The sequence below is a fragment of the Chryseobacterium camelliae genome, from assembly GCF_002770595.1.
GTDB classification, from domain to species: Bacteria; Bacteroidota; Bacteroidia; order Flavobacteriales; family Weeksellaceae; genus Chryseobacterium; species Chryseobacterium camelliae.
In genome coordinates, this window is sequence record NZ_CP022986.1 from 3,902,622 (window position 1) to 3,917,943 (window position 15,322).

At 43.4% G+C, this 15,322-nt stretch carries 16 protein-coding genes and 1 tRNA gene; 6 read left to right on the forward strand and 11 right to left on the reverse strand.

The features are described from left to right. Positions 1-266: 266 nt before the first annotated feature. Positions 267-349 (reverse strand) — tRNA-Leu (locus CGB83_RS17985). A 78-nt stretch (positions 350-427) separates the two neighbouring features. Then, on the reverse strand, positions 428-1,195 hold the full coding sequence (locus CGB83_RS17990) for an MBL fold metallo-hydrolase (RefSeq protein WP_100077068.1): 768 nt from the start codon (positions 1,193-1,195) through the stop codon (positions 428-430). Positions 1,196-1,250: 55 nt separating this feature from the next. Between CGB83_RS17990 and CGB83_RS17995 the strand changes: the two genes are divergently transcribed. Together CGB83_RS17995 and CGB83_RS18000 are read left to right on the forward strand one after the other, a co-directional pair. Next, positions 1,251-2,678, forward strand: coding sequence for a nicotinate-nucleotide adenylyltransferase (locus CGB83_RS17995; protein WP_100077069.1), 1,428 nt, complete (start codon positions 1,251-1,253; stop codon positions 2,676-2,678). A gap of 17 nt (positions 2,679-2,695) precedes the next feature. Then, complete coding sequence (locus CGB83_RS18000) at positions 2,696-3,145, forward strand: GAF domain-containing protein (RefSeq protein WP_100077070.1); 450 nt, start codon at positions 2,696-2,698, stop codon at positions 3,143-3,145. Between the two features lie 139 nt (positions 3,146-3,284). On the opposite strand, the gene CGB83_RS18005 is transcribed toward CGB83_RS18000, so the two are convergent. The 6 genes from CGB83_RS18005 to CGB83_RS18015 all read right to left on the reverse strand — a co-directional run bounded on the left by CGB83_RS18005 (position 3,285) and on the right by CGB83_RS18015 (position 6,853). Further along, a complete protein-coding gene (locus tag CGB83_RS18005; protein WP_100077071.1) occupies positions 3,285-4,022 on the reverse strand; it encodes an ABC transporter substrate-binding protein in 738 nt (245 codons plus the stop codon). 21 nt (positions 4,023-4,043) lie between these two features. After that, positions 4,044-5,366 carry a magnesium transporter gene (gene mgtE / locus CGB83_RS18010; protein WP_100077072.1) on the reverse strand — a complete coding sequence of 441 codons (1,323 nt, stop codon included), beginning with the start codon at positions 5,364-5,366 and terminating at the stop codon, positions 4,044-4,046. Between the two features lie 200 nt (positions 5,367-5,566). Then, positions 5,567-5,716 carry a bacteriocin-like protein gene (locus tag CGB83_RS20245; protein ID WP_157761459.1) on the reverse strand — a complete coding sequence of 50 codons (150 nt, stop codon included), beginning with the start codon at positions 5,714-5,716 and terminating at the stop codon, positions 5,567-5,569. An 82-nt stretch (positions 5,717-5,798) separates the two neighbouring features. Beyond that, on the reverse strand, positions 5,799-5,942 hold the full coding sequence (locus CGB83_RS20250) for a bacteriocin-like protein (protein WP_157761460.1): 144 nt from the start codon (positions 5,940-5,942) through the stop codon (positions 5,799-5,801). 20 nt (positions 5,943-5,962) lie between these two features. After that, positions 5,963-6,106: a bacteriocin-like protein gene (locus CGB83_RS20255; protein WP_157761461.1), complete on the reverse strand. Its 144-nt coding sequence runs from the start codon at positions 6,104-6,106 to the stop codon at positions 5,963-5,965. A gap of 192 nt (positions 6,107-6,298) precedes the next feature. Further along, positions 6,299-6,853, reverse strand: a complete 555-nt coding sequence (locus CGB83_RS18015; RefSeq protein ID WP_100077073.1) for a pyruvate decarboxylase — start codon at positions 6,851-6,853, stop codon at positions 6,299-6,301. 172 nt (positions 6,854-7,025) lie between these two features. On the opposite strand from CGB83_RS18015, the gene rpsO reads away from it, so the two are divergent. From rpsO to CGB83_RS18035, 3 genes are all read left to right on the forward strand, one after another. Next, positions 7,026-7,295, forward strand: a complete 270-nt coding sequence (rpsO, locus tag CGB83_RS18020; protein WP_100077074.1) for a 30S ribosomal protein S15 — start codon at positions 7,026-7,028, stop codon at positions 7,293-7,295. Between the two features lie 265 nt (positions 7,296-7,560). Further along, positions 7,561-9,885, forward strand: coding sequence for a polyribonucleotide nucleotidyltransferase (locus CGB83_RS18025; RefSeq protein WP_100077075.1), 2,325 nt, complete (start codon positions 7,561-7,563; stop codon positions 9,883-9,885). Between the two features lie 474 nt (positions 9,886-10,359). Next, positions 10,360-10,794, forward strand: a complete 435-nt coding sequence (locus tag CGB83_RS18035) for a cold shock domain-containing protein (protein WP_100077077.1) — start codon at positions 10,360-10,362, stop codon at positions 10,792-10,794. A gap of 44 nt (positions 10,795-10,838) precedes the next feature. On the opposite strand, the gene CGB83_RS18040 is transcribed toward CGB83_RS18035, so the two are convergent. Together CGB83_RS18040 and CGB83_RS18045 are read right to left on the reverse strand one after the other, a co-directional pair. After that, positions 10,839-11,921: a nucleotidyltransferase domain-containing protein gene (locus tag CGB83_RS18040; protein ID WP_100077078.1), complete on the reverse strand. Its 1,083-nt coding sequence runs from the start codon at positions 11,919-11,921 to the stop codon at positions 10,839-10,841. A gap of 18 nt (positions 11,922-11,939) precedes the next feature. Beyond that, positions 11,940-12,689 (reverse strand): nucleotidyltransferase domain-containing protein, encoded by a 750-nt coding sequence (locus CGB83_RS18045; protein ID WP_100077079.1) that lies wholly within the window; start codon positions 12,687-12,689, stop codon positions 11,940-11,942. Between the two features lie 441 nt (positions 12,690-13,130). Here CGB83_RS18045 and CGB83_RS18050 point away from each other — a divergent pair, with 441 nt between their 5' ends. Next, positions 13,131-13,589 carry a hypothetical protein gene (locus CGB83_RS18050; protein WP_100077080.1) on the forward strand — a complete coding sequence of 153 codons (459 nt, stop codon included), beginning with the start codon at positions 13,131-13,133 and terminating at the stop codon, positions 13,587-13,589. A 224-nt stretch (positions 13,590-13,813) separates the two neighbouring features. Here CGB83_RS18050 and CGB83_RS18055 read toward each other — a convergent pair whose 3' ends face one another. Next, a complete protein-coding gene (locus tag CGB83_RS18055) occupies positions 13,814-15,196 on the reverse strand; it encodes an RtcB family protein (protein ID WP_100077652.1) in 1,383 nt (460 codons plus the stop codon). Positions 15,197-15,322: the final 126 nt, after the last annotated feature.

Genomic DNA, 15,322 nt, shown 5'->3' on the forward strand with positions numbered 1-15,322 from the left:
GAAAGTGTTTCCTCGTTCCCGCGAGCGTCATGCTCGTACATTCCATTACAATTCTATTCATTAAAGATACTTATTTAGCCGTAGTTTTTGTTCGGTTACTAGAGAGGAACCTGGCGAATATACAAACACGTTAACTTGAATATAATCGAAATGAATAAGAGTACAGGAAACCTGCAAGTATTACAATTCTCAACGGAAACGATTCGGGAAACAATTAAAATATAAAAACTCTATCTGAATAATAATCAGATAGAGTTTTTAGTTAATGGTACCCAGGACCGGGATCGAACCGGTACTCCTAAGAACTGGTGTTTGAGACCAGCGCGTCTACCAATTCCGCCACCTGGGCTGGTGTTACCGTGCTTTTAATTGGTGTGCAAATATAGAAACTTTTTTAAGATTTAAAAACTTTTTTGTGAACTTTTCTTTAAAATTCCAGCTCCAGTCCGTCATAAGCCAGGTGGATGCCTTCCGGGAGAAGCGGTTCTTCCACATCATACAGGCCGAAATGATGGCTGATATGGGTCAGGAACAATTGCCTGGGCTGCAGTTCTTCAAACAGTTCGATCACATCCGGCAGGATGAAATGGGCCGGGTGCGGATCAAATTTCCGGATGCAGTTCAGGATCAGGACATCCAGGTTTTTCAGTTTTTCCTTTTCAGCATCCGAGATGAAGCTTCCGTCTGTAATATAAGCCAGGTTTTTGAATTTATATCCGAGGATGCTGAGCTTATGGTGCATCACTTCTACAGGTGTGATGAGCGTATCTAAAACCGTAAACGGATTGTTGCCGATTTCATGGAGCTCAAAAGCCGGAGCGCCGGGATAGCGGACATCCGTAAACGCGTAGGCAAAGCGTTTTTTAATTTCCTGCCCGACCCGCGGGTGGCAGTACAGCGGCATATCTTTCCCGCTCCTGAAAATCAGGGGCCGCATATCATCGAGACCGATGACGTGGTCATTATGTTCATGGGTGATGAGGGCAAGGTCTATACTGGCTTCATGGTTCAGCAGCATCTGCTGGCGGAAGTCCGGCCCGCAGTCAATCAGTATTTTCCGGTGTTCTTCCGTCGTTACCATCACAGAGGCACGGAAGCGCTGGTCTTTGGGATTTCCGGAAGTGCAGACCTCACATGTACAGCCGATAACGGGTACGCCCTGCGAAGTGCCGGTTCCTAAAAATTTCAACTTCATTTTGTTTTGAGGTTGGTTTAATTTTGGTAAATTTACGCAAAAATTTAATGTCCTAATGTATCAGAAACTAACTCCTAAACAAAAAGCATTAACAATTAATCTAGATCCTACTATTTATGGTACTTTCGCGGAAATTGGAGCAGGGCAGGAGACTGTGCGGCACTTTTTTAGAGCAGGAGGGGCTTCCGGTACAATCGCCAAGGCAATGTCTGCCTACGACAAGGATTTTAGTGATGCCATTTACGGAAAAGAAGTCAAGAACCGGTATGTGACCCAGAACAGGCTCCGTAAAATGCTCCGCTACGAAGTGTCTCTGATCGAGGAAAGGATTTCCAGGGAGAACAATCCGGACAGGAAGTTCTTTTCCTACGCCAATACGGTAACGACCATTAATTTTGACAAGACCATGAGGGGCCACGGCTGGGTGGGAATCCGTTTCCAGGTGAAAGAAAACGAGGACTACAATGAAATTGTGATCCACGTAAAATTCAAGGAAAACGATGCTACCCTGCAGCAGGAAACCTTGGGGAACCTCGGCGTGAACCTGATTTTCGGGGCTTTTCATTACTTCGATAATCCAAGGACCTTAATTGAATCCCTGTACGACGATATTGCCAAGGACAACCTGGAAATTGATATGATCGATTTCAGCGGGCCGGCTTTCTCTTATGTGGACAACAGGCTGATGTCTTTACAGCTGGTGAAAAACAGCATGACCGATGCCGTGATTTTCAATTCTGAAGGCAATAATATGCTTCCTGCAGACGTCCTGTACAAGAAAAATATTTTTGCGGTCAGGGGAAGTTTCAGGCCTGTGACCAAAGTGAATATAGACATGCTCCGCAACGGGCTGGACATGTTCCTGAAAGATGCTGCCTGTACCCATGACGAAACCGAAGTCCTGATTGAAATTACCATTTCCAACCTCAGGGCGGACGGTGACATCAATGAACGGGATTTTATGGACAGGGTAGATGTCCTGGGCAAATTGGGATATACGGTGATTATTTCCAATTTCTCCGAATACTACAGGCTGATCGATTATTTTGCCACCCATACCAACGGAAACATCGGTGTGGCCATGGGCGTAAACAATATGCTGATGGTATTCGATGAAAAATACTACAACAATCTTTCCGGGGGCATCCTGGAAGCATTCGGGAAATTCTTCCGTAACGGCATGAGGGTATACCTGTATCCTTACAAAGACCCTGAAACCCATGAGCTGCTGGATTCATCCAACCTGAAAGTGGATGAAAGCCTGAAAGAGCTCTATAAATATTTCAAACACAACAACCGTATCGTAGATATTACCAGCTATAATCCGGAGTACCTGGAAATCTATTCCAGGGAGATCCTGAAGAAAATCGCCTGCAATGTAAAAGGCTGGGAATCCCAGGTTCCGGAAGGCGTTGCGGAAATGATCAAAGAGCGCGGGATGTTCGGCTATAAAGAAGAACTTTCCCTAAAACAATTCTCTTAAACCTTAAAAAAAACATTATGTTAGAATTAAAAAAAAGGCTTTCGTCCATCCTTGAAAGTCCGAAACACAATACCGACGAAAAGCTTGAAAAAGTGTGTCATCTTCTGGATCAGGAAATTTCGTATTTCAACTGGACCGGGTTCTACTTTAAGAACGGAGATAAAAACGAACTGATCCTGGGCCCTTACGTGGGTGCACCAACGGACCACACCATTATTCCTTACGGAAAGGGGATCTGCGGACAGGTAGCCGTTTCCAACGAAACTTTTGTTGTGCCGGATGTTCATCAGCAGGATAATTACCTGAGCTGCTCCATTGATACCAAAGCGGAAATTGTGGTCCCGATCTTCAAGAACGGGGAAAACATCGGCCAGATCGATATCGATTCGCATACCCTGGATCCTTTTACCAAAGAAGACCTGGAAATGCTGGAATGGCTGTGCCACGAAGTTTCAAAGATTCTGTAGTATTTTTGAGGCATAAAAATACTGCTCCGGTTCCATCAGGAACCGGAGCTTTTTATTTGAAATAGCATGGAATTAATCCTGATGATCTACTATGTTTTAGAGGAATAACGGATACGAAAAGGGTTCAGATGGATGGTAATCAATGGGCAAAAGATTCCACTTCAGCAATCAGGTCTTTGAAATACTGCCCGCATTTTGCAATATGGGTTCCGTACCAGGAAAACGCTTCGCCGTCCACAATCATGATCGGTTTCTCAGGATAGGTTGCTTTCAGCTCTTCAATATGTTTTTCCCTGAACGGGAAAGGTTCAGAGGACAGCATAATGATATCCGTATCGGCGAGGTCTTCCACAGTGATTTCAGGGTACCGGGTTCGATCTTTAAAACTGTTTACAAATCCGATTTCCTGCAGGATATGATGGATAAATGTATCCGATCCGATGGTCATATACGGATTTTTCCAGATCAGGTAAGCTGCTTTTAACGGGCTGCTTATTTTAGCATTTTCCAGCACTTCATAAATTTTCAGGTTAAAAAGCTGTGCTTTTTCCTGTTGGTCGAAGAGGTTTCCTAAGGTTTTAAGAAGGTAATAATTATCCTCTACCGTTTCTACATGGGTAACCACTACTTTGAATTCTTCCATCAGGGCTTCTACCTGGTCTTTGGTGTTTTCTTCCTTATTGGCAATGATCAGGTCCGGCTTCAGGCTTCTGATCTTTTCAATATTCAGGTTTTTGGTTCCGCCTATAATTGGGATATTGTTTACCTGACCTTCCGGGTGGATGCAGAATTTTGTTCTTCCGGTAATCTCGTTTTCTGTCAGGCCTAAATCAAACAGAGCCTCAGTGATCGAAGGCACAAGGGAAATAACATTCATATTTTGGGACTTTGCCTAAAATTACAAAAGTTTTCCGGTTAGGAAAAGTCCGGCAACGGTAAAATAGATGATCAGTCCCGTTACATCCACAAGGGTGGCTACAAACGGAGCGGAAGAGGTAGCAGGGTCCAGCTTGAGTTTTTTCAGGGCAAAAGGAATCATGGATCCTGAAAGGGTTCCCCAGAGTACAATGGCAATCAGTGAAACGGAAACGCTCAGCCCAACATACACCCAATAGATCCCGTAATCAAACAGGCCTATTTTCTGCCAGAGCATGATGCGTATAAATCCTATCACCCCCAATATAGCGCCCAGGCACAATCCTGAGACAATTTCTTTTTTCATGACGTACCACCAGTCTTTCAGGGTGATTTCCTGCAGGGCCATTGCACGGATGATGAGTGTGGCAGCCTGTGAACCGGAATTTCCGCCACTCGAAATAATCAGCGGAACAAATAATGCCAGCACTACGGCCTTTTCAATTTCTTTGTCGAAGTATCCCATGGCGGAAGCGGTAAGCATTTCCGAAATGAACAGGATGATCAGCCAGGTAGCCCTTTTACGGATCATTTCAGTCCATGACGTATGGGTATAGGGAAGATCCAGCGCGTCAAGTCCCCCGAACTTCTGGATGTCTTCCGTGTTCTGCTGTTCGATCTGGTCCAGGATGTCATCAATGGTGACGATGCCTACCAGAACGCCGTTTTCCGTAATAATAGGGAGTGCGCCGCGGTCATATTTTTCAAAGTAGGTCACAGCATCTTCCTTTGTGGTGGTGGTTGTGATCGCTACAAAATGGTTGTCTGTAATCTCTGAAATAGGAGTGTCCGCTTCGGCAAGCAGCAGGGTACCGATGGCAATATCATCAATGAGGCGGTTTCTTTCATCCACTACATAGAGGTAATTCATGGTTTCCACCTTTTTTCCTACCTTTTTGATCTGCTGGAGGCATCGCTGTACCGTCCATTCCTTCCGGATCTGGATGTAGTACGGTGTCATCAGACGTGCAATGGAATCCGAATCATAACCTAACAGTTTCAGGGCAATCCGTCTTTCCTGAGGATTCAGGTGATTGATGGAATACTTGATCAGCTCATCCGGAAAGTCTTCAAACAGGGCTGTACGGTCATCCGGGGTCATGGCGTTGAGGATCTCCGAAACTTCATCGCTTCCGATGCTCCGGATGGTTTCTTCCTGGAAGTCAGGATCGAGGTGGGAGAAAACTTCTGCCTTGTACTGCTTTGAAACCTTCAGGAATGCCAACAGCCTTTCGTCAGCAGGAAGGTTGCTGAGCGTTTCGGCAATATCGGCAGGATTAAATATGATTTCGTCTCCGGAATTCAAAGCTTGGAATTTTTTAGATACGCAAAAATAATTCAAATTTTTAGAACTGGGCAATAATGGCGAAGATTTAAGGATTAATTAAAGGATCGGAGAAAGGATCTCCGAAGAAAAACAACTCCCGGCCGCCTATGACTTCCAATACAAAGAACACCTGCGTTGAGCAGGTGTTCCGGATTAATTGAAAATATTTACTATTGAAATCAAGGTTCTATGCAGGCATACGGACGGCACACCCCATTGCAGCACCATCCTGTAGTGCAGGGATTGTGGTAAATGTCGGAGCATCTTTGGATGGCCCCGCCGTTAACGGCTTTCTGTGCTTCCCGCGTAAGTTTTTTCAGATTTTTCATTGGATTTTTTTAGTTTGTTTTTAACAGAATCAGGTTTGAATCGTATGCATGCTGGCAACATGAGCAGCCGGCAAGCCCTCAGTTAGGGTTCCAGGCATGCCTGTGCCACGCACATCCTGTTGCAGCACCATCCTATAATACAGTCTGAATGGTCGATACACTTGTTGCGGTCTCCGCCGTTAATGCTTTTCTGTGCTTCCCGCGTAAGTTTTTTTAAATTTTTCATTGGATTTAGTTTGTTTCTGGTTACACTTCAGGGCAAGGATAAAGGACACATACGCGCTGGCAGCAGGAGCCGCCCGGACACTCAAAGTTTTCGGTACACCTGCGGAGGCCGCTGCCGTTGATGGCTTTCTGCTCCGCTCTGTTGAGCTTCTTTAAATTTTTCATATTGTTTTGGATTAATGTCCAGCCAAGATAATAAAAATATTTTATTATTCGCTGAAATGGGAGTTGAAAAATTCAGGTAAAGCGATGGTTATCAGTAGGCGAGTGGGAGTTTTTCGTCTGCCGGACGGCGATTGAAGAAGATCGTTGAAGAGAAAAAAAATACGTTGATGAGAAATGATGACCAGGTAAATTTTAAAATCCGGTTTCTTCCGACGGCTTGATTTTTTTAAGGCTTTTCAGGATATCCTTAATAGCGCCGTTGGTCCCGATTTTAATGGAATTTTCAGCTGACCCCAGCAGGCGCATGTTTTTGCGGTAGGTATCATAATCGCTTTCGGTGATAAAATTACCTTCCGAGTCATACAGCTTCATGCTGACCACCACCTGGTTGGAAAAAACGTATTTTCCAAGTCCTACCTTGAAGTATTTCACTTTGGGAACCACTGCAAAATCTGCATTGTTATTGAGGCAGTAATCGGATATCGTCTGCTTGTCGATACTGTCGAAAGGGATCTGGGTTTCGGTTTTTAGCATTTTATTCCTTCGGTATCCGCTGAGGTTATCCGATACCGCATTAAAGAACGCATAATTCGTCGGTTCTTTAATCTCTTCAATATCAGGTTCCACCTCCGGATTGAAATACAGCACCTTCCTTATTTTATCATCTGCTGTTTTCTGAGCTTTTGCATAAGAAGTGCCGATCATAATGATTGATGCGAAGGCCGTAAGGAATATAATTTTTCTCATTTGTAATTGTATGCAAAATTACTGCCTTTTCATGAATTGCAATATAGTTTGTTAAGAAATATTTAACACTTTTTTCTATCAGTTTTGATTTACGGCATCAATAATGTTTGCAGAATGGAAAAATAGTCGTACTTTTGCAGCCGTTACATAATAATCATTAAACAATATTGGAATGTACTTAACAACAGAAAAAAAAGCAGAAATTTTCGCAAAGCACGGAAAATCTGCACAGGACACAGGAAGTGCTGAAGGACAGATTGCTCTTTTCACTTTCAGAATTAATCACTTATCTCAGCACCTGAAAGCTAACCGTCATGACTTCAATACAGAAAGATCATTGGTGAAACTGGTAGGTAAGAGAAAAAGTTTACTAGATTATCTTAAGAAAAAAGATATCGAAAGATACAGAGCGATTATCGCTGAACTGGGTCTGAGAAAATAATCTATACAAGATTTTTAAAGAAGCAACTTCGAAAGAGGTTGCTTTTTTTGTGCTCATGAAAGTATGTCAGGCAGATATCAGGCGTATATCCAAGTCAAAAAATGCTGGTACACCTTATTGAAATATCAAGCGATGGAGCCTTTTCATAAGGATTTTGATTCTGATACGCCCTTTTATCCAAATAATTACATTAAATTTGCACACGAATTTTAGACGAAATATAATCATTAAAAGCACTCAATACGGAGTGCAACACAAACAATTTATGAGTGTACCTCAAGCAATTACAGAGCTGATTACTCTTGCAGACGGCAGAGAAATCACTATTGAAACAGGGAAATTAGCTAAACAGGCTGACGGATCTGTTGTCGTAAAAATGGGCGGAACAATGCTTTTAGCTACTGTTGTCGCAAATAAAGAAGCCAATCCTGGAGTAGACTTTTTACCGTTAACGGTAGACTACAGGGAAAAGTTTTATGCAGGCGGTAAAATCCCCGGGAATTTCTTCAGAAGAGAAGCGCGTCCTTCCGATCAGGAGATTTTAACGATGCGTTTGGTGGACAGGGTTTTAAGACCTTTGTTCCCGGAAGATTTCCACGCGGAAGTTCAGGTGATGATTTCCCTGATTTCTTATGACGGACAGTCGATTCCGGATGACCTTGCCGGTCTTGCGGCATCATCAGCGATTGCCATTACCGATATTCCTTTCAACGGACCGATGTCTGAAGTAAGGGTCGTAAGAATCAACGGTGAGCTGTCTATCAACCCGAATTATGCAGATCTTAAAGAATCCGACCTTGATATCATGGTGGGAGCGACCAAAGACTCTATCGTAATGGTAGAAGGGGAGATGAAAGAAATTACTGAAGCTGAAATGCTGGAAGCCATCCAGTTTGCCCATGCTGAAATCAAGAAGCAGGTAGAAGCTCAGGAGAGATTAGCTGAAAAAGTAGGTAAATCTTTACCGAAAAGAGAATATAACCACGAAAACCACGATGAAGCCATCCGTGAGAAAGTGTGGAAAGAAACGTATGATAAAGTATACGAAGTTGCGAAGACCCCTTCAGGAAAAGAAGAGAGAGGAGAAAGGTTCAAAGCCGTCCTTGATGAGTTTTTAGCACAGTATGTGGATCATCCGGAAGAGCTTGAAAGAGTGACACCGTTCGCCAAAGTATATTACCACGATGTGGAAAAAGAGGCGATGCGTAACATGATTCTGAATGACAAAATCCGTCTGGACGGACGTGATCCTGAAACCATCAGACCGATCTGGAGCGAAATCGACTACCTTCCGGGAGCACACGGTTCAGCGATCTTTACCAGAGGGGAAACCCAGTCTTTAACCGCTGTAACATTAGGATCCATTAAGGATGCCAATATGGTGGACAGCGTTATGGTTAACTATGACGAGAGATTCTTCCTTCATTATAACTTCCCTCCGTTCTCTACCGGTGAAGCAAGGCCTTTAAGAGGAACTTCCAGAAGAGAAGTAGGACATGGTAACTTGGCTCAGAGAGCTTTGGCTAACATGATCCCTGAGGAAAACCCTTATACCATCCGTATCGTTTCCGATATCCTGGAATCCAACGGTTCATCTTCTATGGCAACGGTTTGCGCCGGAACCCTGGCGTTGATGGATGCCGGTGTTCAGATTGCCAAGCCGGTTTCCGGAATTGCAATGGGACTGGTAACCGATGTTAAAACAGGAAAATTCACGGTACTTTCCGATATCCTGGGTGATGAAGACCACCTTGGGGATATGGACTTCAAAGTAACGGGAACAGCAGACGGGATCACCGCTTGCCAGATGGACATCAAGATCCAGGGACTTTCCATGGACATCATGGAGAAGGCACTGATGCAGGCTAAAGACGGAAGACTTCATATCTTAAATAAAATCACGGAAACTATTGCACAGCCGAGAGAAGATGTGAAACCTCATGCACCGAAAATGGTGATGATGGAGATCCCTAAAGACTTCATCGGAGCGGTAATCGGGCCTGGAGGAAAGATCATCCAGCAGATGCAGAAAGATACCGATACCGTAATTGCTATTGAAGAAGTAGGCGAAATCGGAAGGATTGAGATTTCCGGGGTTAGCAGAGACAAAATCAACGAAGCGATCGCGAAAATCAACGAAATCACATTCGTACCTGTTGTAGGCGAAGTATACAACGGTAAAGTAGTAAAAGTAATGGACTTCGGAGCTTTCGTAGCCATTGCCAAAGGTACGGAAGGACTGCTTCACATCTCTGAAATCGAATGGTCGCGCCTGGATAAGGTGCCTTACAATGAAGGGGATGAAGTGGAAGTGAAATTCATGGGTTACGATGACCGTAAGAAAATGAAGCTTTCAAGAAAAGTATTGTTGCCAAGGCCTCCAAGACCGGAAGGACAGGGAAGACCGGAGCGTTCTGAACGATCTGACAGACCGAACAGGCCTGAAGGACAAAGAAGGCCTGAAGGACAAAGAAGACCTGAAGGTGACAGAGAAAGAAGGCCTGAAGGAGAAAGAAGACAGGAAAGGGAGAGAAGGCCTGAAGGTGACCAGCCTCAGGAAGATCAGAACCCTTCATCAGAAGAAGCATAAGATTCTTAACTGAAATATATATACATCCCTCAATTTTTTTGAGGGATGTTTTGTTGTGAGGAATGGTTATCCTGCTTAATATTGTAACTTATGAAAGTATGTTTTTCGTTTTCAGTGAGCATTCAAATCCTTCTTATGAACTCTGGTTTTAAGATGCGGTTATCATAGCATATTCAGCAGGACTATAGCGCCTAATGAAAAAAGCAATTGAATTTCAATTCATTGAAATAGGATTGTATCGTATTTTTTCGTACATTTGTAAAACAAATAAAAAGGTGTAAACCTTCTTTCCTCTTTAACGGTTTAGAATTTCCATTTTTCTTCATTCGGTTTTTGTTTGTATAGCTGACGGATTTTAATACGGTTTCGTTTGATTTTACGGCAATAAGCAGGACAGCAAAGCAGTACACCGCTTTTTATTTCTTTTCGGAAGACGAAAATTTTATCAGAAACAATTAAATTTTATTATAATATATGGCGGATTCTTTCTCTAAAAAAGAAAATTTTAAGAAAAAAGTTCAAAAAGCAAAAGAAAAAGCTCAGAAACGTGAAGAGCGTAAGACGAGCAATAACAAAGGAAAAGGTCTGGATGACATGCTGATGTATGTGGATGCCAACGGCCAGCTTACTTCCACACCACCCGATAATACGGAAAGGGCTGAAATCGATCTGGATAACATCCAGCTGGGTGCTGCTCCTATTGAGGCGGAAGAAATCAGAAAAACAGGAATTATTACCTTCTTCAGCGAAAAAGGCTATGGTTTTATCACGGAAGACAAATCGAAAGAAAATGTATTCTTCCACAGTAACAACTGTACTGAAATGGTGAAGAAAGGGAATAAGGTATCATTCGAAAAGGAAAGATCCCCGAAAGGATTTTCTGCGGTTGATATCAAACTGGTTAAATAATCAATACTCTTACACCCATATAAAATAAAGCTTCGCAAGAAGCTTTATTTGTTTTTATACAGTTCCTCCCGGATGTCAATGAGTATTTGTGTGGTCTTTTGAAGATCCGGCGTTTCGGGAAGCCTGGAAGCGGAGTGATGATACTCAATGGATCGGATAAGACCTTCCGCTTTTTTTAGGACCTCTTCATAGGAACGGTTGCCGGCTTTGATGTCCAGGAGTTCATCGCGGTTGTCCACACGGATGTCCAGGGAACCTTTCCTGAAAATCTGCTCACAGGATTGCAGCAAGCGGATGGTGTGCATCATATTCTTGCTGTCGTAATTCTGTCCGTGCTTCCGGTTCACATGGTAGCGCTCCTCATTTCTTTCCGAGACCCACTTCCAGTATTCGCGGTAATCCCTGCAATAGGTAGAGTAGGCATCAAGGTTACAGAACAGGTAAGCCAGCGGTTTTTCCTCTTTCGGGACCGATGAAACAGAAACCTGGTTGGCTTCTTCATGCTGGATGATCCCTTTATATCCTAAATCTCCCGAAATGTCATAAAACAGTGCAAACATGCCTTTGGTATAATCGATGCTGACCAGCCCGCATTTCTCCTGTGCAAGACCGCATTGTCCTTCGTAAGAACATTCCTGCAGCCACTGCCGCAACGGTACCGAACCCTGACCATGCAGGACATAGCAGAAATCCAGAATCGATTTTCTTTCTTTGTCTATAGGATTCAGTATCTTTTTATTCAGGCCTTTTGCCTTTCTGATCTGCGAAATGGCATATCCTGCAAAGGTATCTTTACACAATTTCGACAGGAAATCTTCCGGCTTCAGAAGATTTATCAGCGGATGTTTCCGAAGGATGCAGTCTTCCGGACTGGCCAGGACTTCCAGGATATTCGGATTGTTTTTCTGCAACAGTTCCATCAGCCTCCCGATCTCGTAATACGTAATGTCATTGGTTTCATTGGACATCTGAGGCACGTAATTCAGCCCGAAAAAGTCTTCTTTCGGCAGATAATACACGCCCCGGATATCCGTATCGGAATTTTCCGTTGCCAGCCCAAAAGCCCGGCTGCCGGAGATGGTTTCGAGGAGGATGAGGTTTTTGGATTTTAGGGTGGAAGTGGTCATAAGATTTGAATTTGTTAATTATAAGCTCAATATTTCCCTGAACACGTTCTCCATCTTACTCTTATCCGCATTCCCGCTTTTCAGGCTTTTGGATCTTTCTTCATTCTCTCTGATCATGTCCTCCAGCCATCCGAAAAGGTCCCAGTCATTCGGATGGTCATACGATTCTCCTTTGGTCGCTTTTAAGGCGATTAAATATTCTATCTTCATTCTCGTGGCATCATCCGTCAGTACCAGCAATTCGCTGAATAACACCGGCGGGACAGTGCCTTTTTCTACTATCCATTTTGCGGTCAGGGCAGTGCGAAGGCAATAAAAGTAGCTTTTCAGTTTTACTTCATCGTTCCGGCAGGCATCCAGGTATTTCTTGCTGATGCTGAGGTAATGATAAGAAACGGCTATCGGCGAGAAGCATTCTTCGGCCAGAGATTTAAAGAGCCCGTAGAATTTCTCATTCTTCAGATAGACGATAGGCGAATAGAACCAGCTCAGCAAAGCGGCATTTGACTTCAGCAGCAGATGAAAAGTCTTGCGCAGATCCCAGCCGGAGCCGTCGAGATCATCTTTCGTCATGAAGGTGATTGTTTCATCCTTATCCCAGGGGGAAAGGTACCATTCTTTTTTGTGCCGGTAGATAAAGCGGATATCGTAGTCGCTGTCAGGCGAAGCAAAACCCCAGGCCCGGCTTCCGGACTCTACGGCAAGAAGTATTTCTATGCCATGTTTTTCTTCGACCTCCTTCAGTTTTTCTAATATTTTAGGTGTCATTGTTTTTATTATATGGTACAAAATAAAAGGCAGACTGCGCAGTCTTTTTGCGCAGTGTTTTTTTTTATTTGCTGTCCTGAAATAAAGCATATTTTTCCAGATCGTCCAAGTTTGTAAAGAACCAGAAGGTATCGGTATCAGAAATAACGATCTGAATTCTGTACATTGTTATTGATGAATACTATTTGAATGAAAATCACCATCTGTGAGTTTTTTGAAGTAATTTTTAACCCGATTCTTAAACCTGATGATGTAAGTTCATAATGATTACATAATTCAAGTGCAGAACGGAGTTTCAGGAAATCGGTCAGTAATATTTATGATATCAGGGGTATAATTTGTTTTAATGAATGATAAAACAAGTTAAAAAATTCAGGACATTAAAATCTTTTGTACGATAATTGCAAGTATCATACTATCACCAATTTAAATTACAACAATATGAAAAAGTTAATCGTAGCAGCAGCATTGATAGCAGGAGGTTTTATCACGGTATCTGCGCAGACAACACCCAAAACCAATACCGGAACGATGAACAGCGGTACAGGAACGATGAATAGCGGTACGCTAAACGGCAATAGTACTCTGAATACCGGAACCACCGGAAATCTGAACAGTAATGGAACCCTGAATAGCGGCACGGGAACTCTCAATACCGGAACCAATGGTACCTTAAACAGCAACAGTACATTGAATAACGGAACCACAGGAACCCTGAATACAGGAACCAATGGTACGTTAAACAGCAATAGTACATTGAATAACGGAACCATGAACACTAACGGTACCCTGAATAACGGTACCGGACCTTTAAAAACAGGAACCAACAGTCCTGTGAAATACGGAACAAGTGGTACGTTAAATACCAGTGGAACGTTGAACAACGGTACAAACAGATAAATAAGTACCCTAAACCGGAAATAAAGTAATAACCAGTAATCATAAAAAATCCTGAAAATTTTTTCAGGATTTTTTATGTTTTCCGGGAATCTAATATTTAGTCTGATGATGTAAAACTTTGTGTTACCTACCGCAGTTGCTGTATGGATGGTTTTTATCTTCAAGGCCGGATATTAATGACAGCTTCCTAGTCTTGAACTTTGTTTTAAGAGAAAAGATAAAAATTAAGCTTTCCTGAATTTCTTCTTTTTCTTCCACGGCGCATTCTTCTGTACGTCTCCTGCCATAATACATCCGTAAGGCATCACTTCATCCAGGACTTCACACAATCCGTATTCTTCGATCTGAGCCCTTACGTTCTTTGCGCTTTTATAGGCAGTCGGAAGTTCGGAAATATCGATTTCATTGGTAAAGAAACGGACATCCAGTCCTTGGGTTTCCTCTGCAAAAACCTCTTCAATGGTCTTATGGGCCAGTGATTTTTTATGCTGCGTCCTGCTGAAGTTCCTTCCGGCTCCGTGCGGCGCAAACCCCAGGTTCCTTTCATTGGTCGTTCCTTTTACAATCAGTACCGGTTCCGCCATATTCAGTGGGATCAGTCTTGGTCCGGTAATGTCCGGCAGGAATTTATCATCCAGCGGAGTAGCCCCTTTCGCATGGTAGAACAGATCGCCATCTTTGAAGACAAAGTTATGCTCGTTCCAGTACTGGTCCTGTTGCTCAACGGCCAGTGTATTCAGAACGGCATCGTGAATCGAGGTATGGTTCTCTTTCGTCCATGCTCTGATCAGCTGCAGGGCTTCCCAATAGGATTTTCCTTCTTCGGTATCATATGGGATCCAGGCATTTTCTTTCAGGGTTTCCGGTGAAAGATCCATCCTGAACCGGTTGGCTACTTTCATTCCTTTATCATACAGCGCAGCGCCCGGAGCTCTTGATCCGTGATGGGTGACTAGCATCGTATTTCCGGTATTTTTTGAGATTCCGACAAACAGGAAATGGTTTCCGTCTCCCTGCGTTCCCATATGCGAACGGGCAATGCTGATGAGTTTTTCGTCATTCAGGAAGTCATTTTCCCTGAATGATTCCATCAGTGCCTGTGACATCGGCATCTGTTCCCCTCTTGGCCTTCCCCCATATCCGAAATGCGTTACCGAATGGGCGGCATCCAGCACGGCCTTAGGATCGGTTTTCCCGAAATCCGTCAGCATTACGGAACAGCAGATATCCGCGCTGTGGAAGCCCGGGTGGATCGCATTTTTCGCCACCACGACACCTCCTACAGGAATAGTTCCGGCAGGGCCTGTAGGACAGGCGTCCGGCATAATGGCTCCTCCGGTCAGGGTAGGCGTTTTCATCAGCACGTTCATGGTGTTGATTACTTTTTCCACATTGTCGGTTTCATTTTCATGTTCAGCCCTGATGTTGATGATAAAATCTTTTGGCATCTCATGGAGCGGAAGCTGTTCCGGCTGTTTGAACTGTTCCAGGTATGTGGTAATCTGGCTCTCGTCCAGCTGATGGTCATTGATGCACTGAATCGCATCCTTAAACCATTGGGCAGGTCTGTATCCGCGTTCGATTAAATGATTTCCGTTGAATTCCATTTTGTTTTTCATTTTGATAGGGCAAAGTACATACCCAAGTGTGCAATGTTTTTGCGCAGATGATTTTTTTTATTTATTTTTACCGGAAGCGGGTATATAACAGACGCATCATGTAGATTTGCTTAT

Coding starts and splice junctions, on each gene's coding strand:
- CGB83_RS17990 (WP_100077068.1), bottom strand. CDS start 1,195: ATGAAGTTGAAATTTTTAGGAACCGGCACTTCGCAGGGCGTACCCGTT.
- CGB83_RS17995 (WP_100077069.1), top strand. CDS start 1,251: ATGTATCAGAAACTAACTCCTAAACAAAAAGCATTAACAATTAATCTA.
- CGB83_RS18000 (WP_100077070.1), top strand. CDS start 2,696: ATGTTAGAATTAAAAAAAAGGCTTTCGTCCATCCTTGAAAGTCCGAAA.
- CGB83_RS18005 (WP_100077071.1), bottom strand. CDS start 4,022: ATGAATGTTATTTCCCTTGTGCCTTCGATCACTGAGGCTCTGTTTGAT.
- CGB83_RS20245 (WP_157761459.1), bottom strand. CDS start 5,716: ATGAAAAATCTGAAAAAACTTACGCGGGAAGCACAGAAAGCCGTTAAC.
- CGB83_RS20250 (WP_157761460.1), bottom strand. CDS start 5,942: ATGAAAAATTTAAAAAAACTTACGCGGGAAGCACAGAAAAGCATTAAC.
- CGB83_RS20255 (WP_157761461.1), bottom strand. CDS start 6,106: ATGAAAAATTTAAAGAAGCTCAACAGAGCGGAGCAGAAAGCCATCAAC.
- CGB83_RS18015 (WP_100077073.1), bottom strand. CDS start 6,853: ATGAGAAAAATTATATTCCTTACGGCCTTCGCATCAATCATTATGATC.
- rpsO (WP_100077074.1), top strand. CDS start 7,026: ATGTACTTAACAACAGAAAAAAAAGCAGAAATTTTCGCAAAGCACGGA.
- CGB83_RS18025 (WP_100077075.1), top strand. CDS start 7,561: ATGAGTGTACCTCAAGCAATTACAGAGCTGATTACTCTTGCAGACGGC.
- CGB83_RS18035 (WP_100077077.1), top strand. CDS start 10,360: ATGGCGGATTCTTTCTCTAAAAAAGAAAATTTTAAGAAAAAAGTTCAA.
- CGB83_RS18040 (WP_100077078.1), bottom strand. CDS start 11,921: ATGACCACTTCCACCCTAAAATCCAAAAACCTCATCCTCCTCGAAACC.
- CGB83_RS18045 (WP_100077079.1), bottom strand. CDS start 12,689: ATGACACCTAAAATATTAGAAAAACTGAAGGAGGTCGAAGAAAAACAT.
- CGB83_RS18050 (WP_100077080.1), top strand. CDS start 13,131: ATGAAAAAGTTAATCGTAGCAGCAGCATTGATAGCAGGAGGTTTTATC.
- CGB83_RS18055 (WP_100077652.1), bottom strand. CDS start 15,196: ATGGAATTCAACGGAAATCATTTAATCGAACGCGGATACAGACCTGCC.